Source organism: Paenibacillus selenitireducens (assembly GCF_002021565.1).
GTDB lineage: Bacteria > Bacillota > Bacilli > Paenibacillales > Paenibacillaceae > Paenibacillus_K > Paenibacillus_K selenitireducens.
Genome location: NZ_MSZX01000001.1, coordinates 833,983 through 857,983, shown reverse-complemented (window position 1 = coordinate 857,983; position 24,001 = coordinate 833,983). Strand labels below are relative to the sequence as shown.

The window sequence follows — 24,001 nt, the reverse complement described above, 5'->3', positions numbered from 1 at the left end:
TGCAACTAGAATAAAAAGTGGACACGACGTTAAGGAACAAAAGATAATAAACTTAACGAAAGAAGAGGTGTCCAATTGTGGGGGAACAACGGCAAAGGTATAACGAAGAATTTAAAATGCAAACAGTGAAATACATTCAAGAGCAAACGAAGTCTCTATCCGAAATATGTGATGAACTTAGCATTCCGAAAAGCACCGTACACCAATGGATCGCGCAATATCGGCAATTCGATCAGGAAGCGGTCAATCATCCGGAGAAGATTAAACAACTCGAGCAAGTGCTAAAGAACAATGAGGAGGAGAACCGCCGTAAAGAGCGTGAAATTAATGAATTAAAAGAAGAGTTAGCCATTCTAAAAAAGGCGCTGCACATCTTCAGCAAAGAAAAGAACTAAGATTTCAATTTATTGAAGATCATCTCTCCGAGTTTCGCGTGGAGAAGATGTGCAGCGTACTACGCGTATCCAGGAGTGGTTATTACAAATGGCGTACGGCAGCGCCTTCTGAGCAGCTCCAACGAAAGGAGAAGCTCAAAAAGCGTATTATTTGGCACTTCCATGACTCCGAAGAACGCTATGGAAGCCCAAGAATTCATCGGGATCTTAAGAAGGAAGGCTGGACCGTATCGGAACGAACGGTTGGCCTCATTATGCGCGAAGAAGGGCTTCGTTCCTGTATGTCACGTAAATTCAGAATAAGCACGACAGATTCCAAACACGAACTACCTATCGCACCCAATGAGCTGCAACAAGATTTTTCAGCAACTAAGCCGAATGAAAAATGGGTGGCGGACATCACTTACATTCCTTGTCGCCAAGGAAAGCTGTATCTAGCCAGTATCTTGGATCTGTACACGAAACAGATCGTAGGATGGAAATTGGGCGACTATATGACAACAGATTTGGTTTTGGATGCGCTGAAGCAAGCCCATACAGCGAAAAGACCGGGAAAGGGACTAATCCACCACTCTGATCGCGGTTCGCAGTATGCGTCAAAAGATTACCGTGAACAACTTAAAAAGTACGATATGAAACCCAGTATGAGTCGGAAAGGAAACTGCTACGATAACGCTTGTATTGAGGCGTTTCACAGCATTTTGAAGCGCGAGTTGATCTACTGCAAACCAAAGTTTAAAACCAAGCAAGAAGCGCAAGAGAAACTATATCGATACTTAGAATTCTTTTATAACCGGAAACGCTCCAATAGCACGCTGGGATACATGTCGCCGGTTCGCTTCGAGCAGCTCTATTATGAGCGAAATTCAGCTTAATTTTGTGTCCACTTTATTGACAGAAGAGCACTGTGTCCATTCACCCTGCATTTTGAGTGCTTTTGACATCATTAAGGTCTCCTGAGTCCGTTAATTTCTCGTTCCGTGGTACCCTAATTTGATTTCGGCAATCTCTCGAAAAGTTATACATTCTAGAATATTAAAAAAAGCCTAACCCATCCCCTTGCCGGGAATGAATTAGGCTGCCGATCATTTAGTTATTTCTTCCGCCACGGAATTTCTGAGCATAAGCTCGCGCGTCTTCTGCGGTACGGACACGATTACGCATCCATTCCAACAGGATCCGGTCGATGTATCGGAAGTGGACTTTGCCAGCAAATACAGCTTCTTTTAACGCAAGTAAAATGAGCTCTTCAGGGTATTGATCCTGATCCAACCACCCGGAAATCGTCTCACATTCCATCGGTGATAGGGGGCGCCCAAATTCACGTTCAAAGATACTGAAAAGATTCTGCTCCGTCTCTTCTTCTACGTTCGAGTTCATCGCGCTCGTTGTAGCTTTCCCATGCCGCTGCTCGAGTAATCGTTCCTTTTTCACATCTTCCATCATGCAGGCTCCAAGCTTCTCATACACGCCGATCAGATTATAACGTTCATACTGAATGCCAGTCTGCGGATCAATTTCCTCATCAATCGTTAGAAATTTCTCGTGCATCAGCTTTTGGAGCATCTTAATGACATGTTCAGGTGAAGTCCCCATCCGTTCTTGCAGCTCTTCAATGGTTGGAAAAGCGTTCTGCTCCATCTGCCGAAATCCGGTGAGTTGGAGGAGCAGCATCATCTCGGTATCGCTTAGCTTCAATCTTCGATAATAGCGAAGAAGCGTATACGAGATATTGACACTTCCTTCTTCGATGCCGAGCGTAATTCCTTTGGCAAATGCTCTCCATGCTTCACTGCTCACTTCCGTTCACCTCCATACCCTTATCATAGCATTGATAAGATATTATGGATACAAACGATACAGCATACGAGGGAACGGAATGGTCTCGCGAACATGGTCCAGACCGCAAATCCATGCTACCGTACGCTCTAATCCAAGTCCAAACCCAGAGTGAGGTACTGTACCATATTTACGCAAGTCTAAATACCATTGGTACGCTTCTGTTGACAGTTCATGTTCTGTAAAACGCTCCTCCAATAAAGCTGGATCATCAATCCGCTGAGATCCGCCAATAATCTCACCATAGCCTTCAGGTGCGATCATGTCCGCACAGAGAACTACATCTGGATTCGTTGGATCAGGCTTCATGTAGAACGCTTTGATCTTCGTTGGATAGTGCGTGATAAATACAGGTGTCTCATATTTCTCAGCAATCGCCGTTTCATGCGGTGCTCCGAAATCTTCACCCCATGGAATATCATAACCTTGCTCGTTCAAGAATTTGATCGCATCATCATACGTAATACGCGGGAACGGTCCAACGATCTTCTCTAATTTCGTGATATCGCGGCCGATCGTTTCAAGCTCTTTACGGCAGTTATCCAAGACCGATTGCACAACATAAGCAATGAAGGATTCTTGGACACGTAAACTTTCTTCATGGTCGACAAAAGCCATCTCCGGCTCGATCATCCAGAACTCGATTAAATGACGACGAGTCTTGGATTTCTCAGCACGGAACGTCGGGCCGAACGAATATACTTTGCCTAAAGCCATGGCTGCAGCTTCCATATAAAGCTGACCGCTTTGCGTTAAGTATGCATCTTCATCGAAATATTTCGTATGGAATAGGTTCGTTGTTCCTTCGCAAGACGAAGGCGTAAGGATCGGTGGGTCCACCAACGTAAAACCATTTTCATCGAAGTAATTCTGAATCGCACTAATGATTTGTGCACGAATGACCAAAATAGCGCGTTGTTTCGGTGCACGAAGCCATAGATGACGATGATCCATGAGGAAATCAATCCCGTGTTCTTTCGGCGTAATCGGATAATTTTCCGTAAGATGGATGATTTCAATCCCCGTTACAGTCATTTCATAACCGGATTGACTCCGCGGTTCTTCACGGATCTCACCCGTAACGTATAGGGAGCTCTCTTGCGTCAGACTTTTCGCTGCATCCCATACCTCTTCCGGTACATCACTGCGTACGACGACGCCTTGAATATATCCTGTTCCATCACGCAATTGTAGGAATTGAATTTTACCACTAGAGCGTTTGTTGTGTACCCAGCAACCGATTTTAACAGGCTGTCCGACGTGCTGACTCACTTGACGAATGACAGTTTGTGCAGTCATCCTTATTCTCCCCTTTAACAAGCATATAATAGATTACTTCGCCGCTTCTGTTACCAAACGGTACGTGTCGCGAGCGATAATTAATTCTTCATTCGTCGGTACGACAAGCACTTGTACTTTCGAATTTGGAGTTGAGATCAGACGTGGTTGCTTCGAACGTACTTTGTTCGCTTCTTTATCGAGTTCGATGCCCAAGAATGTTAATTGTTCAAGGACGCGCTCGCGTAATACAACCGCATTCTCCCCTACACCTGCTGTGAAAATAAGTGTATCTACACCGTTCATAGCTGCAGCGTAAGCCCCGATATATTTACGAATGCGATATTCGTACATGTCAAAAGCTAATGTCGAATTGGGTTCTCCTGCTAGCATGCCATCGATAATTTCACGCATATCGCTGCTCACGCCAGAGATTGCTTGTAATCCACTATGTTTGTTCAACATCGAGTTTACTTCATTCACAGTTAAATCTTCTTTATTCATGACAAAAGGAACAATCGCTGGATCCAAGTCCCCGCTGCGTGTACCCATCATCAAGCCCTCAAGCGGTGTCATCCCCATCGAAGTATCGACGGATTCACCGTTAAGAATCGCTGTCACACTACCGCCATTACCAATGTGGCATGTAATGATTTTCATGTCTTTAATGTCACGATTCAAGTATTCAGCAGCTTTCGCACTTACGTAATTGTGAGATGTTCCGTGGAAGCCATAGCGACGAACTTTATGCTTCTTATACAATACGCGCGGAATAGCATACAAATACGCTTTTTCTGGCATCGTCTGATGGAAAGCTGTATCGAATACAACCGTCTGCGGAACGTTAGGCATATTTTTCTCTACCGCTACGATCCCGGACATATGCGCAGGATTGTGCAGAGGCGCCAAGTCGAACAAACGGCGGATCTCTGATTTCGCTTCTGGCGTAACAACCGAAGACTTGCTGAATGATTCGCCGCCATGAACGACACGATGCCCTACAGCTTGAATTTCATCGGTGGATTTAATTACACCATGTTGCGGATGGACAAGCATTTCCAAGACTTTGCGAATGGCCGTAGTATGCTCAAGAATTTCGCTCACTTCACTCACTTCTTGACCATCCGTCGGCTCATGCGTTACGATCGAAGAATCCATCCCGATTCGCTCCACAAGGCCTTTAGCCAGAACAGACTCATCAGTCATATCATACAACTGATATTTCAACGAAGAACTACCTGCATTAATAACTAAAATTTTCATACTCGATCCCCATCCTTATCGTACTTGAAAAATCCCTCGCCTGATTTCACGCCTAAATGCCCGGCACGAACCATCTTCTTCAATTGTACCGATGGGCGGTATTTCAGGTCTCCGAACTCACGGAACATACGCTCCATCGCCGCTAATACCGAATCCAAACCGAAACGGTCCGCCATCTCAAGCGGTCCATGTTGGAAAGCATAGCCAATTCGCATTGCATCATCAATATCATCCGCCGTTGCAACACCTTCTTGCAATACATGCAGTGCCTCATTAATCAACGTGCAAATAATCCGCGTTGTGACAAAGCCCGGAGATTCGTATACCATGATTCCTTTTTTCGTTATTACCTCTTCGACGAAATGCTTCGTTTGTTGGAATGTATCTTCGGATGTTTTGAGTCCGCGGATAATTTCAACCAAGTTCACCTTCGAAACCGGATAGATGAAGTGCATGCCAATCACGCGAGCCGGGTATTTCGTGGAGCTCGCTAATTCTGTCAAGCTAAGCGTTGATGTATTGCTTGCTAGAATAATGTGACTTGGACACACGGCATCCAGCTCAGCGAATACTAGCTTCTTCGCTTCAATATCCTCGGAGATCGTTTCGATGACCATATCACAAGCACCTAGCTCCGCGAAATGTGTCACTTTGTGAATGCGGGAAAGAATCAATTTCTTCTCCGATAACGTAATGCCCCACTTCTCCAATTGCTTATCCAAACTTAATTCAATCATGCTGTATGCATGGTCTAGTTTCTCAGACGTTTGTTCCACGAGTAAAACATCAAGACCTCTAACCGCTAACATCTCAGCGATTCCTTGACCCATGGTTCCCCCGCCGATGACGCCAATTTTTTTAAATTGCATGGTTTAACCCATCCTTTCCGACATCTATATATATATCATCTCTCATAACTCCGCCATCTATTTTAACATGTCGAAAAAAATTAGACAAAAAACCAGCGCACATTTTACGCTGGTAATTGTTTATTGTCACAAAATATTCTTCTAAATTGGTCTCCAGATACTACTTCTTCCGAAATAAGGAAATCTAAAGTCCGATCAAACACCATTTTATGGGATTCCAACGCAGATCTCGTTTGCTGGAACAATTCGTTCAAAATGCGGTCATTTTCTTTCATCCGCTGTTCTTGGGTTACGATTTGCACGTTCGTAATTCCTAATTCGGTTAACCCCGCATTCATCATTGTCTCGACAATTTGCAGCGACTGCTCAAAATCATTGGATGATCCTGTGCTGCGACCGCCGTAAAAAATCTCTTCTGCAGCAGCTCCGCCAAGCGCAATCATGATCTGACTTTCCAAAAATTCTTTGGTATGCAAATATTGATCCTTTAGGGGATGATGTCGCACATAACCGAGTGCTTGCCCCCGCGGACTCACCGTCACTTGAGCAACGCTCCCAGGTCGAACAACCTCAGCCATAATGGCATGACCTAATTCATGGATAGCTACCCGTCTGCGTTCCTCGCTCGTCGCTTCACGGTCTGTCTTTTCACCCAGCATCACTTTGTCAATGGCTGACGTGAGATGCTGCTGCTCGATGCTTCCCTTCGCTTCGCGCATCGCATAGATCGCTGCTTCATTCATCACACTCTCGAGCTGTGCGCCTGAGAATCCAAACGATTGATCTGCGATCTTATCAAGATTCACTTCTTCGTCCATCGGCTTATTTGCCGCGTGAATATTGAGAATGTGCAGACGACCTTTCTTATCGGGTAAATCTACCCGAATATGACGGTCGAACCGGCCAGGACGCAGCAGCGCACTGTCTAACATCTCTTTGCGGTTCGTGGCTGCAATGATCAGAATCCGCGGTACCGTGTTGGAATAGATGCCGTCCATCTCCGTAAGCAGCTGGTTCAGCGTCTGATCGTACTCTTTTTGTTGGCCGCCTTCCCGCTTCCCGCCGATGACATCAATCTCATCAATAAAAATAATCGCATTTTCTTTCTTCTCTTTTACGGCTTGGCTTCTCGCTTGCTTGAATAGGTCGCGAATACGTCCTGCGCCCACACCCACATACATCTCCACGAACTCACTGCCTGAGGCTGCAACGTATACAGAGTTCGTATAATGGGCTGCTGCTTTCGCCATGAGGGTTTTCCCAGTTCCCGGAGGTCCAGTAAGCAGAATCCCCTTCAAGGGGCGTATCCCGAATTTTTTAATTTCTTCATGCTTGATGAGAAAATCTAAGGCTTCCGTCAGTTCCTGCTTCGCCCGATCTTGTCCACCGATTTGTTCAAACGTCATATATGTTGGTTTGGGGCGTTCTGTCTTGCGCTGCTGCCCTCCACCAACCGTTAAGCTTCCTCCGCGGCTTGTAGCCGCAAACAGTACAATCCCAAGCAATAAGGCAACACCGATATACGGCAAGATGTTAACACCGATGATCCCTAGAAAGATAAACAAAGCGATCCCGAATCCAATAACCGCTTCTTTCCACCATTTAGGCATTCTCATTCGGCCACACCCCCACCGATTGACCTTGACGTGGCAATATGATGTACTTGCTTGCCGTTCCATCAGTTAAGGAAATGTACACATTATGCTCATCCATTTCCGCATTTGCTTTGAATTGATCTTGATTCATCGAAGCACTCGCTTGTTCTAGTGCTTTTGGAATTTCTGTATATTGTTTATTCTCCATCGCTTGTGCGACCGGGAACAATGCTTTGGACCACCAATCATCTAAGGCTTGAGAAGATGGATTCGTCACGACAATTTCCAGCTTCTTGTTGCTTAAAGCTGATTTGCTCTCTTGCTGAATGCGCTCCACGACTTGACGGATATTCGCATCGGGCTGCACCTGTATGGAAAGTTGTATTTTATCACTCGTAATATTCGCTTTGGCTTGCGATACGTGAGAAACATCTTTTGCAATCTGTTCTACCGGACTTTGAATGGCAACGTTCTGATATAAAAACCATCCGCCGAATAGGACGGCCATCGATACGACAAGTGTTACGGCTAAGGGCTTCATTCGAATTTTCAATGTAATGTCCCTCCTCTATCAGTATATCAACGAGTATATCACATGATATATACGAATGCGGTATGTAATGTGTGGAAGGTCAGGAAAATCACTGGATAATCAGGAAAAGACCTCGCCACCTGGCGAGGTCTTTATAGATCTTTATCGATTGGGTAATGTATAGGTGGTGAGATATTCTCCGTCTCGGAATCGATAAAAATCATAGTAATATCGCATATTCCCATCTTCACTTTTGTCTTTATAGAACACCTGCCATGCGTACTGCTGCTCCCAAATCGTAGGTACAGCCGAGATGATCTCCGCATTCGGTGCTTTACTTAGCAGCTTGTTCTGGATGGCTTCCTTGCTCATGCCCGCATTCGCTTGTTCCGCATGGATGGACGTTCCTTTTTGGTTAACCCATACGACCATATTCTGATCCTGATCGTTCACACCATTGACAATATAATAGACATCTTCCCATACCGACTTCTGTACACTGGTTACCTTTTTAAGAGCATTGGTTTCGATGGCAGCTTTGGAAGCCATGCCTTCTTGTGTCCATTCATTGCTCTGAATATTTCTGTAGAATAAATGCAACCCGAGCATGATCAGTATAAAGATCGATATCATGATAACAATCCATTTTCTCTGCATGCCGTACAAAACTCCTCTTACCGTGCTAACAGCCCGTCAAAACACGATTGTGCTTCACGCATAATTTTCTCTTCATCCAACGTTAGGCATTGGCGATGCTTCACAAGCTGTTTGCCATCCACCCACACATGTTCAACATCTTGTGCCGCGCCAGAGTAAATGACATGTGAAATAAGATCTGTACGCGGTTTAAAATGAGGTTGTTCGATATTAATCGCTACAAAATCTGCTTTCATCCCTGCTTGTAAGACACCTGTTGTATGCTGCAGCCCGATCGATTTCGCACCATACTCCGTTCCTAAACGTAAAGCTTCCAGCGCAGGAACCGCTGTAGGATCTCCCGATACGCCTTTATGAATCAATGCTGCAAGCCGCATTTCCTCGAACATATCCAAGTTATTGTTACTAGCGGCGCCATCTGTACCTAAAGAAACCGTTACGCCTGCTTTCAATAAATCAGGAACGCGGGCCACACCGCTTGCTAGCTTCAAATTACTGCCCGGATTATGGGATACACTTACTTGATAACGTGCTAGCGTCTCAATTTCTTCATCCGTCAAATGCACGGCATGTGCAAGCAGCGTTGGGCGTTCGAACATCCCTAACTTTTCTAAATGTGCAACAGGGCGTAAACCGTAATCATTCACATTTTGTTGTACTTCAGCTGCCGTTTCAGACATATGCGTATGCATTGGCAGATCCAAATCATGCGCAGCTTGAACGAACTTCTCAATGAATGCTGGTGGACAGGTGTACGGTGCATGCGGAGACATCATCGTTGTGATACGTCCATCTGCTTTACCGTGCCAGTCTTTGGCGAATTGTACCGCCTCTGCTAGCTTCGCGCGTTGAACATCCTCCGGACATAAGCCAATGGCCCCACGCATAAGAACAGCACGAATACCTGATTCATCGGTTACTTTGGCTACTTGGTCCATATGATCATACATATCCAAGAATGTCGTTGTTCCGCCTTTTAGCATCTCGATCACGGAAAGAGCCGTTCCCCAGTAGACATCATTTGAAGTGAATTTCGCTTCCATCGGCCACATTTTTTCCTGCAGCCAGACTTGCAGCGCCAAATCATCACCATGCCCCCGCAATAGAGACATCGCAGCATGCCCATGCGTATTAATAAGACCAGGCAAGAACAATAGACCTTGTCCATCAAAAGTCTCCATATCCTCCTGCAGTACCAAATCACTTGGCAGTTGTTCACCGACATATTGAATGCGCTGGTCTTCAATGACCATCACACCATAAATCACTGGTTTTTCTGGATTCATGACGGCAAAATAGCCATTCTTAATGATCCATTGGTTCTTCCCCATCTTCTTCATCTTCCTTCCCATTATCCAAGTAATACGCGAGGCTTAATAAATCTGTCGTGAAATCCGCTGCATGCACCCGAACATGGTTCGGCACCTTCAAGATGACAGGAGCAAAGTTCAGAATAGCTTCCACACCTGCATTCACAAAAGCATTCGCAACATTCTGCGCTTCAAACGCAGGCACGGTAATGATTCCGATTCGAACGTTATGATCTCGAACGGTTTGTTCTAACTCCTCCATCGGCTGCACCGTGAGGTTATTAATTTTCTTGCCAATTTTGGGGGTGTGGGCATCGAAAACAGCTACAATTTTCATGTTATCCTTCAGATATGTATTGTAGTTGCTTAATGCTTGCCCTAAATTACCGGCACCGACCAGAGCCACACTAATTTGATGATTCAATTTAAGAATCTGACGAATTTTCTGGATCAGATAGGCCACATCATAGCCAATTCCTTTCCGTCCGAACTCCCCGAAATACGCTAAATCTTTACGGATTTGAGCTGGATTTAAATCCAGCTTCAATCCGAGGTCTTGCGATGAGACCGTCAACACTTCACGTTGCTGCAGCTCTGTTAAGTAGCGCAAATAAATGGGAAGGCGACGAACTACTGCTTCAGATATCTTCATTGTTTTCATAGATGACTCCCCTCTCTTCTTCGTGCGACAGCCATTCTTGCATCCGAGGTACGATTTGATCGAGCGGCATATGCTCCATCTTCGGCCCCGGCAGCGAATATAAGAAATACTTTCCGTAATACGACTCAATCACCCTCGTGTCATAAATAATGACGATCCCGCGATCTTGAGCCGTTCGTACAAGACGTCCAAAGCCTTGCTTAAAGCGAATAACGGCTTGGGGTACAGATAGCTTCATAAATGGATTCTTCTTCTGTTTCTGTAATAACTCGGACTTCGCTTCGATCAATGGATGATTCGGCGGTTGGAATGGCAATCTTACAATAGCCAAACAGGTTAGCGCCTCACCGGGAATATCGACACCCTCCCAGAAGCTGCTTGTTCCTAATAAAACAGATGCAGACTGATCTTGGAATCGTCTCGTCAATTTACTACGATTGCCGCTGTCAATTCCTTGACCCAACACCGCAATGTGATGCGAACTTAAGATTTCCTTCAATGGATCGTACACTTGCTTCATCATCCGGTATGATGTGAATAGTACCAACATTCTGCCCTTGGTTGCAATGGCAGCATCTGCCAATGAATGAACGAGCTTCTGTATGAAGTTCGCATCCGCGTTTGATCCTTTTAACATCGGGAAATCACGCGGTATGACAACAAGCGCTTGTTTGCGGTATTGGAACGGTGATGGAAGCAGAGCCGTCTGAAGTTGTCCTTGATCCATCGATTCCTGTAACCCTAATTGTTCAATCATATATTGAAACGATTTATCAACCGACAGCGTGGCTGACGTTAATACAATACTTTTCTTCGCATCGAAGAAATATTCCTTTAATTGCGGACTCACATCCGCCGGTACGGCGAAGAGCTGAAGCGATTTACTGCGAAAATGGCTGCTTGCCTCCATCCAGAAGACGACATTCGGTTCTTTCATTTTCATGAAATAGTGCACGTCATCCCGTTCTCTCGCCAAATCCTTAATCGTTCCCGTTAAATCGGTTACCGAAGCTTGAATTCCGTATTCTTCCTGCACATCGCGGAGATCCGTTAATAAACGCTCAGACTTCCGAATGATCTCATTCAGGAGTGCATTCATCTGATCCTCTAGCGTGGCAGCCGTATCCCAATCTTCAGGCATTTTGTCGGACTGCAGCCGATATACAAATTGTCCTTGTTCTGCTTGATTTCCGTCATTGCTGCGCTGCGGCATCATCCCGAATAACAGTTCGGTTAGCTTGTCCCACATCTCCTTGACGTCCACCAACTGCGAATATGATTCCTCGACGATCTCACAGGCCATCTGCGCTTTTTCCTCAGGAATCACATGCAGCTTATTACGCAAAGCAGGCAATTGTCCGGATTTACTATCCTTCATGAGACGCGTTAACGTGTGTACCAAGCTGAAATATTTCACATGCAGCCCCAGATGCTTCCCCGCTACCTCTTCTAAATGATGGGCTTCATCCACCACTAAATGGTCATAGGCAGGTAAAAAGCGATGGTCGACTTTTACATCTGTGAATAATAAGGAGTGGTTCGTAATAATAACATCCGCAATATTAGCTTCATGACGAGCACGGTGGTAGAAGCATTTGCGGAACCATGGGCACGCACGATTCAAACAAGAATCCGTATCGCTTGCGACCGTATCCCAGAAATCTGCTCCTTTATTTGCAAAATGTAATTCTTCATCATCCCCATGTTCGGTTTCCGCTAGCCAAACAATCATTTGAGCCGCGGTCATCACATCTTCTTTTGGGGTGACGAAATCCTTTGTATTTATTTTATGTTCAAATTTCCGTAAGCACAAATAATGGCTGCGGCCTTTTAATACCGACACGCTAAAATCAACCGGCAAAATGGTCTTGAGTAATGGGACATCCCGCTGCCGTAATTGCTCCTGAAGATTAATGGTATGTGTACTGACGACAACTTTATTATTGTTCTTAACGCTATAGTAAATGGATGGAATTAAATACCCTAGGGATTTCCCCGTTCCTGTACCCGCTTCCAACAGAAGATGGTGGTCGTTATCAAGCGCAGCATTCACTTCATGAAACATCATATTCTGCGCTTCCCTCTGTTCGAATTGAGGCAGGAATTCTTTCAGTCGATTGATGGAATCGGTGCAGAACTGCTCGAAAGTCTGCCCTGCCAACGGATTACTGCTTTCTTCTTCCCGCGGCGGCTGGATCTCCGTCCAATCCTCGATTCGTAATGAAAATTGGCGAAATGCTCGCTGTGCGTCATTTTCAATCATCGGCTGCATCTCTCGGCTGGCTTGTAGTTCACCAAAAAACCAATTCATATCGCTGTCATCCTGCGCGAAGAGATCTGCCAATCGCTGAATCGCCAGTAAAGGCAAATTATCCAGCTTCTCCAGGCAGCGCAATAAGACGTGTGCTGTAGCGATGGCATCACTATCTGCTTGATGTGGTCGATCATGCTCAATATCAAACCAAGAGGAGACAGCTCCAAGCTGATAGGTCGTTAACGAAGGGAAGCAAATGCGTAGGAAATCAATCGTATCCAGAATACGACCCGTAAACGGCAAATATCCCGTTTGGTCCAATGCATGCTGTAAAAAGTTAAAGTCGAATGTAACATGATGCGCAACAAGAACAACATCATTGAGTAGCGGTACCATCTCCATCATCATATCGTCCAGCGACGGTGCGTCGGCTACATCCTCATCCGAAATCCCTGTTAATTGGGTGATAAATGGCGGAATGCTCGTGCTTGGTTTCACAAGTGATGTGAAGACACGATCAATTGTTAAGTCATGCTCTATGATAACAAGCCCAACCTGAATAATTTCATCGGTGGGCTGGTTTCCTGTCGTTTCGAAATCAAGTACTGCAAATTTCATCGTGATAAGGTCCCTTCGTTCCAATGATCTTTTAAGTTTACCAGATGATCGGAATTTTGGAAATCGGTTGGTTACATAAAGGAGGATAATTCACTGCCATATTGAAAGGTTCCGTCGTTGCTCTCGCAAATTTTCAGATTGGCAAGCGGCTCTTGAAAAGAAGGATCTGCTTTGTGTGCGATATTAAAATATTCTTGTGCCTTCTCCAAATTCTGGTTCTGGGCTTGGATACAGCCTAGCGCATTGTAAGAAATGGCTTTGAGTTTATTGCTTTCGGTCAGCGGAATAATAAATTGAAAATGTCGGTATGCATCATTAAATTCATTCAACTGCAGATAAGCCATGGCTAAATAAATGCGACCTACGATCGAATCCGGATACTGCTTCACCACCTGCTCGAAGGCTTGAGCGGCCAAGTCGAACATCCCTAATTTGTAGTACCCTTGCCCGCGTTGGAAAGCTTCTGTACGGCTCTCAGGAAGGACTGCCTGCGCTTCCGGGGCATGATTCGGATGTCCCTCACGGAGAACGCCCATCTTTTCCTCAAATCGTAGCCATTCTTCCACAATCCCATCGCTCATGGACTTTAATAAAGTAAGTTTCTGATTCAGATCTTCCTTAGTCGAGCCATGTGCTTGCGGATAATGCACAAGAATCTCATCCAACATTTCGTTCATTGTCGCAAATAAATGTTGAAACATGAATGCACCCCACCTCAACGAAAGTCATATCTCTAATTCAGATACATGTTCATTTTTCGTAAAGGCGGGGGTTTTCATACTGACATCCAATGTTTAAAGAATGGTGGCGTGTATTTCCTCTGTATGATGTTCAATAATTTGATTATTCGTCCCGAGAATAACAACTTGAGGTTTATAATTGCGTGCTTCTTCATTCGTCATCATCGCATATGAAATAATAATGACTTGGTCTCCGGGTTGTACAAGGCGTGCTGCAGCACCGTTAAGACAGATCACGCCGGACCCTCTCGGACCTGGGATCACATAAGTTTCAAGCCGTGCGCCATTATTATTGTTCACGATTTGAACGCGCTCATTCTCCCACATGTCCGCAGCTTCCATTAAATCCCGATCAATCGTAATACTACCTACATAATTCAAATTTGCTTCCGTAACTGTCGCACGGTGCAGCTTGGATTTCATCATATTTCTCATCATGGTCAGCGCCACTCCTTAAAGAATTCGATTGTCAATCAGACGCGTCGCGCCAAATTTTACAGCTAGTGCAATAATCGCCTTCCCTTTCCAGTTCCGTAATTGTTCATCAGAAGCCATTTCAGTCAATCCTGGAAAGGTTAGGATATCTACATAGTCGATTTCTGCAGTTGGAACTCCGGCAATTTGCTCTACAATCCGATCTCTCAGTTGACCTACCGTCTTCATTTCACCGGATTGAACCCATTCATCAACAGCGAATAAGGATTGCGAAAGGACTAATGCGGCTTGACGGTTTTCCGCCGATAAATACACATTGCGAGAACTCATCGCGAGCCCGTCTTCCTCCCGAACAATCGGACATGGAACAATGTCGACCGGCATATTCAGGTCCAGCACCATTTGTTGGATCACAGCCACCTGCTGCGCATCCTTCATCCCAAAAAACGCCTTTTGCGGCTGAATGATATTGAATAATTTCGTCACAACCGTCGTTACCCCATCAAAATGTCCTGGACGGGATGCACCGCAAAGGCGGGTGGTTACCTCTTCGACTTTCACTTTCGTCTTCGTCGGCTGCGGATACATTTCACTGACGGAAGGCAAGAACACGACATCAACACCCAGTTTCTCTGCGAGGGCAAGATCCCGTTCTGCATCACGTGGGTATTTATCTAAATCTTCATTCGGCCCGAATTGAATCGGGTTTACGAAAATACTCAAGACGACAATATCGCTTTGTTCCTTCGCTTTACGCATCAGACTCGCATGGCCTTCATGCAAGTATCCCATCGTTGGAACCAAACCAACCGCTGCTGGTTGATTTTCATGTGAACGCTCATCCCGTAATACGGTGAGTTGCTGACGTAATGCAGCGATTTTCTCTACTACGATCATTTTACCTGTTCCGCCTTTCGCTCGGCCTTTCCTGCCCCGTACAAGCTCTCTACAACCGTATCCTCCGCTGTAAATACATGTTCAGGACCTGGGAACACGCCGCCTTTAACTTCTTGCACATATTGTGAAATGCCTTCCCGGATTTGTGCTCCAATGTCGGCATAGGTTTTAACGAATTTTTTGTCACGGTAGGGCGATGCATATTTCACGACATCGTGGAACACAAGAACTTGACCGTCTACCCCACGTCCAGCCCCGATCCCAATCGTCGGGATACTGATTTGCTCCGAGATATACGCCGCAACCTCTTCGGTTACGAGTTCCAATACGACAGCGAACGCTCCAGCCCGCTCCAATGCTTTGGCATCCTCAAGCAGACGCTTCGCATCTTCTGTTTCCTTCCCTTGAATGCGATAACCGCCAAGTTGATGAACAGATTGCGGTGTTAATCCAATATGTCCTAATACGGGCACACCCGCCTTCACGCAAGCATCCACAGCAAGACATATTTCAGTCCCACCTTCCATTTTCACAGCATGAGCTTGGCCTTCTTGCATCAACCGAGCAACATGGCGTAATGTCTGGTCAATACTACCGTGATACGTCATAAACGGCATATCCGCGACCACGAATGTATGCTGCGCTCCACGAATGACGGAACGTGTATGGTATACCATATCATCGATCGTTACAGGCAATGTGGAATCATAACCCAAGACGACATTTCCTAGCGAATCGCCAACAAGAATCATATCTACGCCAGCTTCCTCCGCCAAAATTGCGGATGGGTAGTCATAAGCCGTAACCATCGTAATTTTGTTGTTTTCTTTCTTAATTTGCTTGAACTTCGGAATTGTCAATTTGTGCTTCGTTTTTGAGTTCGTCATGTTCGTCATCTACCTTTCTTTTTTGTATTGTGCGCAAAACAAAAAAACCTTTTAGCATTTCCACTAAAAAGGTCACCGTACAAAAAAGAATCACTTGCGATCATCCTTCTGTCTCGGTCCCTTCGGCTCAGAGCAGAATCCACTTTCCACAAAGTCGTTCAAGATTCAATTGAAAATGCTGTAATGCGGCTTACTTGTACATCAGAGTGCAGTTCGATGGTTGATCGATACTGCCCCTTCACAGACAAGTATAACAAATCGTGTTAGCAATTTCATCTATTGATTTCCACGTCACCCGAAAAAATTTTACGTTTTTCGCCAAATTCATCCGTGATCCATAACGCACCGGAATCATCCAACTCTTCGGCAATTCCTGTTACTTTTCCCTGCAGTGTATGTATTGTAATTGGGCGATGTAATGAAATCGAGAGAGCTTCCCAGAGAATCCGTATAGGTGCAAAACCCTGTTCATGATAGAGCTGATACAAAGTTTCGAATTCCGCTAAAAACTCGGTAATGATGGCAGTACGATCTACCTTTGCGCCAGATTCGATTTTTAATGAAGTCGCAATGTCCTTTAAGTATTCGGGATAATCTTCGACATCCAAATTCGCGCTTATTCCGATCCCTGCGATGGCATACCGAACCCGTTCGTCTTCTGTACTCGACTCTAACAGAATACCGCAGATTTTGCGTGTTCCTACTAACAAATCATTCGGCCATTTAATTCCGATCGAAATCGGAACGACCCGCTGAAGGGAACGACAGAGCGCAACTGCTGCTAACAGCGTTAACTGAGGTGTAAATTGCAATGAAGTCTGCGGCTTTAACACCAAGCTCATCCATATCCCCTTGCCTGATGGCGAGTAAAAGGGGCGTCCCATACGTCCACGGCCTGATGTCTGCTCTTCTGCAATTACCAATGTTCCCTCAGGTGCTCCCTGCTCCGCGAGCTCTTGCGCAACAATTTGCGTAGAAGGCGTAGAATCCAATATTTTAATCTGCTTTCCCATGACCGTAGACCTCAGACCGCTTAATAAGGCCGTCAGCTCCAAGCGTTCGGGTTTTTGCTTCAATCGATAGCCGACGCGCGGAATCGCATCGAATTCATACCCTTTGCTGCGGAGTTTATTAATTTGTTTCCAGACCGCGGTACGACTGATATGCAATTGGCGGCTTATTTCTTCCCCCGAAATATAGGTATCCGAATTCGCTAATAATAATTGTAATAGCGGTTCACTCATTATTAATCACCTGACTCGCTTCCTCTAGTAATTCATGGCGGTCATTGTCCACCTGCCCCATCGCTACTTGATAAAGTAGATGCTGCAGCAGTTCACCTAACCATGGTCCTGCTTTTTTCTTTTGATGCTTCAGAATATCATGTCCCTTGATGTCTAAGTCCGATATTTTCAAGACGTGTAATTCGGAGAGCCATCTTTCGCCGTGCTTGCGAAGCTGCGTAAAGATCGGCGAAGCCTGCTGCTGATGAGGCGATTGAAATAGCTCATCTCCCTCCATCATATGAAGCCATCTTAATGCTGCATCTTTACCGAACGTTAGCACGCCACGAACCCAAGACGGCTTTACATCTTCCTCTTTATTGCCAATTACGATCGAATGGAGATAGGCATGCAGCTGCAGCAACTCGACAATCTCGGTGTTCTTGCGATTTGGAAATGTGAGTTTTTGCATAATCGACTGGGCTTGTTCAGGATTCGTATGTGACCGGTAAAATAGGAGACCCCAACGAACAGCCACATCTGCATGTTTGTCCCAATGTTCCAGCCTATCCTGCTCCTGCTCAACCACTTGATACAGTGTATGATCTTCTAAATTCCACTGATCATGAATCATAACTTTCGTAAACTCCAGTAATCGACTCTCCTGCATCAATGACATACCGCGGATCGCGCTGTAGAGCGACAAATCGATCATTTTATCCATCTCCGCACGAACACGCTCCATCGCGATATACTGAAGTTTCGTTCGATGTATCCGAAGTGCTGCCCATGTACTTGGATCCACTTGGAAATCATAGCAAGCTGCAAATCGTACACACCGGATCATCCGCAGGGCATCTTCTTGAAAACGGGCATCCGCATCCCCTACACAACGGACGATTCCCTTGTCCAGGTCGTTTTGGCCGTCATACGGGTCTATGAGATGACCATCGATATCCATTGCCATGGCATTAAACGTAAAATCCCTTCGTAACAAATCCCCCTCGAGGTCATGAATGAACGAGACTTCCTTTGGTCTTCGAAAATGTTCATAACCCGATTCTTGGCGGAACGTTGTAACTTCAAAGGGATATTGGTCGACCATCACCGTAACGGTGCCATGCTGCATGCCTGTAGGAATCGTACGTTCAAAAATAGAAGTAACCTCTGCTGGCAAAGCAGAGGTTGCAATGTCTACGTCATGTATCGGTTTGCTTAATAACGCGTCTCGCACACAGCCACCGACGAGATAAGCTTGAAACCCAGCATCATGCAACCTGGTCAACACAGCGCGTGCTCCGCTAATCAGGTTGGCATCTGCTTGAATTTGATCCCACATTACGTACAGACCACCTTTGATAAAACCTCCGGAATCGGACGACCCAGTACGCGGTAATAAATCTTCTCATATTCTGCGGTAATCAGATCATTACAGAAGACATGGTGTGCGCGATCCAGACAATTCTGCTTGAAGCGTTCCATTAATTGCGGATCGGTTAGCAGCTTCAATGCAGCATCAGCCATTTCCGTTGTATGTCCAATCTCCGCTAGGAATCCTGTTTCGCCATGCGTGACCAGTTCTGGAATACCGCCTGCGAGCGAGCCAATTGTCGGTACTCCACATGCCATCGCTTCCAAGGCCACAAGCCCGAAACTTTCCTTCTCGGAAGGTAAAAGCAAGAGATCCGCCATGGAAATCACTTGCGCAACATCGTTCTGCTTCCCAAGGAATACAACACGATCTTCAATGCCCATCTCACGAATTTTGGATTGAATCTTCGGCAGATCCGGTCCTTCCCCGACGAGTAATAGTCTGGCAGGCACCTTCGATTGCACCTTAGCAAAGATATCGACAACGTCTCCTACCCGCTTCACCGGACGGAAATTAGAGATGTGCATCAAAATCTTCTCATTCGGCAATGCGAATTCTTGGCGTAATGTTTTCGTTTCCCGCGGGTAATACACCCTTTTATCCACGAAATTATACGTTAAATCAATATCTTTCGTAATATCTAACAACTCATGTGTTTCACGAATCAAATCCTTCGAAACAGCCGTGACCGCATCACTCTTGTTAATGGCCAGGCGAATAAGATCCTTCAAAGATTCGTCTTGAGCAAGCACCGTAATATCCGTTCCATGCAGTGTGGTTACCACTTTTAACGGATGGTCTCCAATCATTTGCTTCGCTAAATAAGCACACACAGCATGCGGCACGGCATAATGAACATGAAGAATGTCCAGCTGCTGCATCTGAGCTACCTGTGCCATCTTGGAAGCAAGGGATAGGTCATACGGCGGATAGCGAAAAACATAATAATCATTGACTTCTACCTCATGGTAGAAAATATTCTTCTGAAAATCACCCAAACGAAACGGGATACTGTGTGTGATAAAATGAACTTGATGTCCTTTTTCTGCTAAAAGTTTACCTAATTCTGTCGCCACAACACCCGAACCGCCTAGAGAAGGGTAACATGTAATGCCAATTTTTAATGATTCTCCCATACTCTTGGTCCTCCTCATGACTTCATCTGTCATCAGCTACAAAATTATATTCACGTCTGTTCTAAAAAAGATTAACCAAATATGGAGGCTTGCTCACAAAGCCTTCGGCATAGCCGACAAGGCGTTTCTGTCCCAGCATCCGATCTCTTGCTTCCACGCGTTCCAAATACCCCTGATTCAGAGGTGTTGCCACAAAATCATTACCGGCTTTTGGCGTCTCAAACTGCGTACGGTAGGCACGGAGCGAGTCCATCTTTTGCTCATAAACTTCAGTTACATCCACCATCATCGTTGCTGGTCCTAGGTCATTGATGAAGTAAAAATAAAATTGATCTACGGTCCATGGAGATATTTCAGGCATGTACCGACGCAGCTTTGCATTAAAAACCGCATCTTCAACCATCCGTCCACATTGCACATGGTCTGGGTGGCGATCCTCCCAATAAGGCGCAAATACGATACGAGGACGCAAACGGCGGATTTCCGCCACGATCGCGTTAATCTGTGCTTCTTCTGAGCGCAATCCGCGGTCTGGTAAGCCTAGATTGCTGCGTTCAGCCAAGCGTAATACCTGACTTGCTGCCTCTGCTTCTTGTTTGCGCGACTCGACGTTTCCATTGGAAGACATTTCAGCATACGTGAGATCACAAATGCCTACGCGCTGACCTGCATTCACTTGCTTCGCGATGGTACCGCCCATGCCAATTTCTGCATCATCCGGATGTGCACCAAACACCAGAATATCTAACCCATTACTCATTCTTCTACACCTGGTTTATATTTATGAACGAGCTCACGCCACATAAAATCTCCACGATCCAGCGCCTTCACGAGAATCTCGGCTGTTGCGATATTCGTCGCAACCGGAATGCCTTGTACATCACAAAGACGAAGCAATGCAATGATATCCGGCTCATGCGGCTGTGCCATTAACGGATCACGCAAGAAAATAATCAAATCCATCTCATTCTTGGCCACGAGTGCACCGATTTGTTGGTCTCCACCAAGCGGACCTGACATAAACCGGTGGATATCTAGTTGGGTTTGCTCCATAATCCGAAGACCCGTCGTCCCCGTGGAATACAGCTTATGCCCATGAAATACGTGTTCATAGGCGATTACAAAGTTAACTATTTCTTCTTTTTTACGATCATGTGCAATAAATGCAATATTTAACATAGGTCATCTCTCCAACTTTATCTATTTCCAGTCTGCGCCCGGATCAATCAATAAAATGTTCAAAACCATAAATAAGTCCTGTATATTCCATCACTTTCTTCACAGCTAAGTTTACGCCAGGCATATAACCGGCACGTTCATAAGAATCATGGCGAATTTTAAGTGTCTGTCCAAATCCCCCAAATATAACTTCCTGCTGCGCGAACACACCTGGAAGGCGAACGCTATGTATGCGGAAGCCGTTATAGTATCCACCGCGTGAGCCTTCAATGGTCTCATGCTCGTTCGGATTCCCTTGGCGCTTTTCTTCACGCACTTCAGAAATCATTTCAGCTGTTTTCACCGCTGTACCTGAAGGAGCATCCAACTTCTGATCTCCATGATATTCGATAATTTCGAGGTCTGGAAAATATTTGGATGCTTGAGCTGCAAACTTCATCATGAGAATACCTCCAATGGAGAAGTTTGGCGCAATTAACCCGCCGATTTCTTGTTTTTTGCAAAGCTCGTCCAACTCCGTGATCTGCTCAGGTGTAAAGCCTGTTGTTCCGATGACAGGACGAACCTTATGTTTGATCGCCAATTGCGTGTTCGCTACCACCGAATGAGGGGTAGTGAAGTCCACCAACACGTCTGGCTTGCTCTCTACGAGTGTTAATTCCAGATCGCCGGTAACGCTAACGCCACAAGGGGCTGCCCCTGCAAGCGTACCTGCATCTTGCCCACTCTTACTTGGATCAATCGCTGCAACTAGTTGTAGCGTATCATCCTCCAACACCATTTTCACGACTTCTTTGCCCATGCGGCCGCCCGCTCCGGTAACAGCAACTTTAATGATTTGAGACATGATGACACCCCTTCTATGATTTCAACAATTTCGCTAAACTTTGCTTATATTGATTTAATAAATCTTCTATTACTATATCATAAGGATCCAGTTTTTGAGCTTCTTTTACATACTGAATCGCTTGATGGTAATCCTGGAGTTCTGCATACGCCATGGCTAAGACGACATAGGATTGTATTGCTAATGAATCGAGTGCAATGGCTTCTTTCAATAGCATTATAGCATGATGTGTCTCCTGTAGGGATTGGTACATCATTTTCTTCGCATCCATGGTCTTCTTCTTCGCTAAGAGACAATTCAAGTGTATCTTATAGCCTTCATTCGATGGAGCGTAATGAATCGCCAATTCGGCTTGCTCGATGGCCAGCGCGACACGGTTACTCCTCGCGTACGTGATGGAGAGCTTATAGTGATGATTCGGGTTGTCACCTTCTAAGGCAATCGCCTGTTCGAACCAATAGATGGCCTGTTCAAAATCGCTATGGAGAATCGAATGGTAGGCTTTATTAATACATTCTTCGGCTGTCACACACGTCCGCTCCTTTCTTGCTTACGCTTGTTTAAGCATATGTAAGGAAGAAGCTTTCGGTGTATCGACGGCTAAGATTCTTTATCCGTTGCGTCAATTTTGGTCCATCGATCGGCATCACGCGTATTAAATTTATGCATGACTTGATCATGTGCCTTTGTTAGATCTATACCCAATGAATTTGCAAAGCAAACCGTAATAAATAAAATATCTCCTAATTCGAGCTCAATCGAATTATCCGCTTCGGTCGCCTTCTTCTTCTTCTCCCCAAATTCATGGTTAACTTCGCGCGCCAGCTCGCCCACTTCTTCAGACATTCGAGCCAATAAGGCAAGCGGACTAAAGTAGCCCTCTTTAAATTGACAGATATATTGGTCAACTTCTCGCTGAATATCAGCTAACGACTTCTCTTCCTTCATCCTTCTCGACTCCGATCTGCTTGTTCTTATGTAGTAAATTGTAAATTCATTGTAGTTATAAATATGTTACTTCAAACCCCTAATGAAAACAAATCATTTTTTAAAGCGTACAAAGAAGGTATACTAATTGTAATTCCACATGTGAGCGAGGTATTTATGAAACTACATAACTTCATTTCTCCCTTCAAACAAACCATCCCCATCCTGCTCGGTACAGCTATTTACGCCTTTGGACTTTTGTATTTTGTCATACCGAATAAGTTAATGGAAGGTGGACTGACAGGGATTGCTCTTCTGTTAAATTATGTATTCGAAATACAACCTTCCCTCTCCACGCTCCTTCTCAATATCCCGTTATTTCTTGTAGGGTTAAAAATTTTGGGAGGGCGTCCGATGGGTTATACCATCGTAGGCACACTTTCACTTTCCTTCTTTCTGTGGCTCCTGGAACGACTCATCTCGGCAGGCATCATTGTTCCATTCAATGCCGAGCATGACATCATCCTCGCGGCTTTATATGCAGGGGTTACGTTAGGCGCTGGCTTAGGCATCGTCTTTCGGTTTGGAGGCACGACTGGAGGCGTAGATATCATCGCTCGCATATTAAACCGTAATCGCGGTTGGAGTATGGGACAAATCATCCTAATGCTGGATGTCGTGATCATAGGATCAGCCTTGTTCTTCATCCCAAAGGAAAAAATTCTGTATACATTTGTTACCGTCTTCATCGCATCTAAATTAATTGACTTTATACAAGAAGGGGCCTACGCGGCCAAAGCGTTCACGATTATTAGTGATCACGCACCTGAAATTGCCGATATTATTACGAAGGAAATGGAGCGAGGCGTCACCTTGATCCCTGTGATCGGCGCCTATTCGAAGCAAGCCAAACACATGGCTTACTGTGTGATATCCCGACAAGAAATGCGGCGTCTGCAGGGCATTATCCGATCCGTCGATCCCCGTGCATTCATTATTATTAATGATGTGCATGATGTCCACGGCGAAGGTTTTAAGGAATCTTAGCGCTATATAGACACTCCATACCAAAAAGAGCAGCCCATCG

The 24,001-nt window shown here is 45.3% G+C and carries 25 protein-coding genes; 3 read left to right on the top strand and 22 right to left on the bottom strand.

Annotated features, from left to right (window positions below; genetic code table 11):
- Window positions 1–77: 77 nt before the first annotated feature.
- Window positions 78–395, top strand: coding sequence for a transposase (locus tag BVG16_RS04060; RefSeq protein WP_078497227.1), 318 nt, complete (start codon window positions 78–80; stop codon window positions 393–395).
- Entirely contained in the window at window positions 332–1,270 is a 939-nt protein-coding gene (locus tag BVG16_RS04055; protein ID WP_144027278.1) for an IS3 family transposase, read from the top strand. Before BVG16_RS04060 ends, BVG16_RS04055 begins: the two co-directional genes overlap by 64 nt.
- 214 nt (window positions 1,271–1,484) lie before the next feature.
- On the opposite strand, the gene BVG16_RS04050 is transcribed toward BVG16_RS04055, so the two are convergent.
- The 22 genes from BVG16_RS04050 to BVG16_RS03945 form a co-directional block, all read right to left on the bottom strand.
- A complete protein-coding gene (locus BVG16_RS04050; protein WP_078497225.1) occupies window positions 1,485–2,195 on the bottom strand; it encodes a DnaD domain-containing protein in 711 nt (236 codons plus the stop codon).
- 42 nt (window positions 2,196–2,237) lie between these two features.
- Window positions 2,238–3,533 (bottom strand): asparagine--tRNA ligase, encoded by a 1,296-nt coding sequence (gene asnS, locus BVG16_RS04045; protein ID WP_078497224.1) that lies wholly within the window; start codon window positions 3,531–3,533, stop codon window positions 2,238–2,240.
- Between the two features lie 33 nt (window positions 3,534–3,566).
- On the bottom strand, window positions 3,567–4,775 hold the full coding sequence (locus tag BVG16_RS04040; RefSeq protein ID WP_078497223.1) for an acetate/propionate family kinase: 1,209 nt from the start codon (window positions 4,773–4,775) through the stop codon (window positions 3,567–3,569).
- Window positions 4,772–5,644 (bottom strand): 3-hydroxyacyl-CoA dehydrogenase family protein, encoded by an 873-nt coding sequence (locus BVG16_RS04035; protein WP_078497222.1) that lies wholly within the window; start codon window positions 5,642–5,644, stop codon window positions 4,772–4,774. Before BVG16_RS04035 ends, BVG16_RS04040 begins: the two co-directional genes overlap by 4 nt.
- A 104-nt stretch (window positions 5,645–5,748) precedes the next feature.
- The gene (locus tag BVG16_RS04030) at window positions 5,749–7,254 is read right to left on the bottom strand and encodes an AAA family ATPase (protein WP_078497293.1); all 1,506 of its coding nucleotides are present in this window, start codon (window positions 7,252–7,254) and stop codon (window positions 5,749–5,751) included.
- Complete coding sequence (locus BVG16_RS04025) at window positions 7,247–7,792, bottom strand: Asp23/Gls24 family envelope stress response protein (RefSeq protein WP_078497221.1); 546 nt, start codon at window positions 7,790–7,792, stop codon at window positions 7,247–7,249. Before BVG16_RS04025 ends, BVG16_RS04030 begins: the two co-directional genes overlap by 8 nt.
- Before the next feature lie 141 nt (window positions 7,793–7,933).
- Window positions 7,934–8,428: a cell wall elongation regulator TseB-like domain-containing protein gene (locus BVG16_RS04020; protein WP_078497220.1), complete on the bottom strand. Its 495-nt coding sequence runs from the start codon at window positions 8,426–8,428 to the stop codon at window positions 7,934–7,936.
- A 17-nt stretch (window positions 8,429–8,445) separates the two neighbouring features.
- Window positions 8,446–9,759: an amidohydrolase gene (locus BVG16_RS04015; protein ID WP_078497219.1), complete on the bottom strand. Its 1,314-nt coding sequence runs from the start codon at window positions 9,757–9,759 to the stop codon at window positions 8,446–8,448.
- On the bottom strand, window positions 9,734–10,399 hold the full coding sequence (locus BVG16_RS04010) for a redox-sensing transcriptional repressor Rex (RefSeq protein WP_078497218.1): 666 nt from the start codon (window positions 10,397–10,399) through the stop codon (window positions 9,734–9,736). The genes BVG16_RS04015 and BVG16_RS04010 overlap by 26 nt, the downstream gene beginning before the upstream one ends.
- Window positions 10,377–13,271, bottom strand: coding sequence for an ATP-dependent DNA helicase DinG (gene dinG, locus BVG16_RS04005; protein WP_078497217.1), 2,895 nt, complete (start codon window positions 13,269–13,271; stop codon window positions 10,377–10,379). The genes BVG16_RS04010 and dinG overlap by 23 nt, the downstream gene beginning before the upstream one ends.
- A 71-nt stretch (window positions 13,272–13,342) precedes the next feature.
- Window positions 13,343–13,972: a tetratricopeptide repeat protein gene (locus BVG16_RS04000; RefSeq protein ID WP_078497216.1), complete on the bottom strand. Its 630-nt coding sequence runs from the start codon at window positions 13,970–13,972 to the stop codon at window positions 13,343–13,345.
- 93 nt (window positions 13,973–14,065) lie between these two features.
- Window positions 14,066–14,449: an aspartate 1-decarboxylase gene (gene panD, locus BVG16_RS03995; protein WP_078497215.1), complete on the bottom strand. Its 384-nt coding sequence runs from the start codon at window positions 14,447–14,449 to the stop codon at window positions 14,066–14,068.
- A gap of 15 nt (window positions 14,450–14,464) precedes the next feature.
- Window positions 14,465–15,343, bottom strand: coding sequence for a pantoate--beta-alanine ligase (gene panC, locus BVG16_RS03990; RefSeq protein ID WP_078497214.1), 879 nt, complete (start codon window positions 15,341–15,343; stop codon window positions 14,465–14,467).
- A complete protein-coding gene (gene panB / locus BVG16_RS03985) occupies window positions 15,340–16,230 on the bottom strand; it encodes a 3-methyl-2-oxobutanoate hydroxymethyltransferase (RefSeq protein ID WP_078497292.1) in 891 nt (296 codons plus the stop codon). Before panB ends, panC begins: the two co-directional genes overlap by 4 nt.
- A gap of 272 nt (window positions 16,231–16,502) precedes the next feature.
- Window positions 16,503–17,474 carry a biotin--[acetyl-CoA-carboxylase] ligase gene (locus tag BVG16_RS03980; protein WP_078497213.1) on the bottom strand — a complete coding sequence of 324 codons (972 nt, stop codon included), beginning with the start codon at window positions 17,472–17,474 and terminating at the stop codon, window positions 16,503–16,505.
- Window positions 17,467–18,792 carry a CCA tRNA nucleotidyltransferase gene (locus BVG16_RS03975; protein WP_078497212.1) on the bottom strand — a complete coding sequence of 442 codons (1,326 nt, stop codon included), beginning with the start codon at window positions 18,790–18,792 and terminating at the stop codon, window positions 17,467–17,469. Before BVG16_RS03975 ends, BVG16_RS03980 begins: the two co-directional genes overlap by 8 nt.
- Window positions 18,792–19,961: an N-acetyl-alpha-D-glucosaminyl L-malate synthase BshA gene (gene bshA, locus BVG16_RS03970; RefSeq protein ID WP_078497211.1), complete on the bottom strand. Its 1,170-nt coding sequence runs from the start codon at window positions 19,959–19,961 to the stop codon at window positions 18,792–18,794. The genes BVG16_RS03975 and bshA overlap by 1 nt, the downstream gene beginning before the upstream one ends.
- A 61-nt stretch (window positions 19,962–20,022) precedes the next feature.
- Window positions 20,023–20,721, bottom strand: a complete 699-nt coding sequence (bshB1, locus tag BVG16_RS03965; protein WP_078497210.1) for a bacillithiol biosynthesis deacetylase BshB1 — start codon at window positions 20,719–20,721, stop codon at window positions 20,023–20,025.
- Window positions 20,718–21,140 (bottom strand): methylglyoxal synthase, encoded by a 423-nt coding sequence (locus BVG16_RS03960; protein ID WP_078497209.1) that lies wholly within the window; start codon window positions 21,138–21,140, stop codon window positions 20,718–20,720. Before BVG16_RS03960 ends, bshB1 begins: the two co-directional genes overlap by 4 nt.
- Window positions 21,141–21,183: 43 nt before the next feature.
- Window positions 21,184–21,987 carry a 4-hydroxy-tetrahydrodipicolinate reductase gene (gene dapB / locus BVG16_RS03955; RefSeq protein ID WP_078497208.1) on the bottom strand — a complete coding sequence of 268 codons (804 nt, stop codon included), beginning with the start codon at window positions 21,985–21,987 and terminating at the stop codon, window positions 21,184–21,186.
- A gap of 13 nt (window positions 21,988–22,000) precedes the next feature.
- On the bottom strand, window positions 22,001–22,516 hold the full coding sequence (locus BVG16_RS03950; RefSeq protein ID WP_078497207.1) for a tetratricopeptide repeat protein: 516 nt from the start codon (window positions 22,514–22,516) through the stop codon (window positions 22,001–22,003).
- Between the two features lie 71 nt (window positions 22,517–22,587).
- Window positions 22,588–22,935 carry a nucleotide pyrophosphohydrolase gene (locus BVG16_RS03945; protein WP_078497206.1) on the bottom strand — a complete coding sequence of 116 codons (348 nt, stop codon included), beginning with the start codon at window positions 22,933–22,935 and terminating at the stop codon, window positions 22,588–22,590.
- Window positions 22,936–23,091: 156 nt separating this feature from the next.
- Between BVG16_RS03945 and BVG16_RS03940 the strand changes: the two genes are divergently transcribed.
- A complete protein-coding gene (locus BVG16_RS03940; protein WP_078497205.1) occupies window positions 23,092–23,961 on the top strand; it encodes a YitT family protein in 870 nt (289 codons plus the stop codon).
- The last annotated feature ends 40 nt before the right edge of the window (window positions 23,962–24,001 follow it).

What these genes read in the sequence shown, in the direction of transcription:
- BVG16_RS04010 (WP_078497218.1), bottom strand. Translation starts at nt 10,399, where the DNA reads ATGAAAACAATGAAGATATCTGAAGCAGTAGTTCGTCGCCTTCCCATT.
- panB (WP_078497292.1), bottom strand. Translation starts at nt 16,230, where the DNA reads ATGACGAACTCAAAAACGAAGCACAAATTGACAATTCCGAAGTTCAAG.
- BVG16_RS03975 (WP_078497212.1), bottom strand. Translation starts at nt 18,792, where the DNA reads ATGTGGGATCAAATTCAAGCAGATGCCAACCTGATTAGCGGAGCACGC.
- dinG (WP_078497217.1), bottom strand. Translation starts at nt 13,271, where the DNA reads ATGAAATTTGCAGTACTTGATTTCGAAACGACAGGAAACCAGCCCACC.
- BVG16_RS03945 (WP_078497206.1), bottom strand. Translation starts at nt 22,935, where the DNA reads ATGAAGGAAGAGAAGTCGTTAGCTGATATTCAGCGAGAAGTTGACCAA.
- dapB (WP_078497208.1), bottom strand. Translation starts at nt 21,987, where the DNA reads ATGTCTCAAATCATTAAAGTTGCTGTTACCGGAGCGGGCGGCCGCATG.
- BVG16_RS04035 (WP_078497222.1), bottom strand. Translation starts at nt 5,644, where the DNA reads ATGCAATTTAAAAAAATTGGCGTCATCGGCGGGGGAACCATGGGTCAA.
- BVG16_RS04020 (WP_078497220.1), bottom strand. Translation starts at nt 8,428, where the DNA reads ATGCAGAGAAAATGGATTGTTATCATGATATCGATCTTTATACTGATC.
- BVG16_RS03960 (WP_078497209.1), bottom strand. Translation starts at nt 21,140, where the DNA reads ATGTTAAATATTGCATTTATTGCACATGATCGTAAAAAAGAAGAAATA.
- BVG16_RS03980 (WP_078497213.1), bottom strand. Translation starts at nt 17,474, where the DNA reads ATGAGTGAACCGCTATTACAATTATTATTAGCGAATTCGGATACCTAT.
- BVG16_RS03940 (WP_078497205.1), top strand. Translation starts at nt 23,092, where the DNA reads ATGAAACTACATAACTTCATTTCTCCCTTCAAACAAACCATCCCCATC.
- asnS (WP_078497224.1), bottom strand. Translation starts at nt 3,533, where the DNA reads ATGACTGCACAAACTGTCATTCGTCAAGTGAGTCAGCACGTCGGACAG.
- bshB1 (WP_078497210.1), bottom strand. Translation starts at nt 20,721, where the DNA reads ATGAGTAATGGGTTAGATATTCTGGTGTTTGGTGCACATCCGGATGAT.
- bshA (WP_078497211.1), bottom strand. Translation starts at nt 19,961, where the DNA reads ATGGGAGAATCATTAAAAATTGGCATTACATGTTACCCTTCTCTAGGC.
- panD (WP_078497215.1), bottom strand. Translation starts at nt 14,449, where the DNA reads ATGATGAGAAATATGATGAAATCCAAGCTGCACCGTGCGACAGTTACG.
- BVG16_RS04015 (WP_078497219.1), bottom strand. Translation starts at nt 9,759, where the DNA reads ATGGGGAAGAACCAATGGATCATTAAGAATGGCTATTTTGCCGTCATG.
- panC (WP_078497214.1), bottom strand. Translation starts at nt 15,343, where the DNA reads ATGATCGTAGTAGAGAAAATCGCTGCATTACGTCAGCAACTCACCGTA.
- BVG16_RS04000 (WP_078497216.1), bottom strand. Translation starts at nt 13,972, where the DNA reads ATGTTTCAACATTTATTTGCGACAATGAACGAAATGTTGGATGAGATT.
- BVG16_RS04030 (WP_078497293.1), bottom strand. Translation starts at nt 7,254, where the DNA reads ATGCCTAAATGGTGGAAAGAAGCGGTTATTGGATTCGGGATCGCTTTG.
- BVG16_RS04040 (WP_078497223.1), bottom strand. Translation starts at nt 4,775, where the DNA reads ATGAAAATTTTAGTTATTAATGCAGGTAGTTCTTCGTTGAAATATCAG.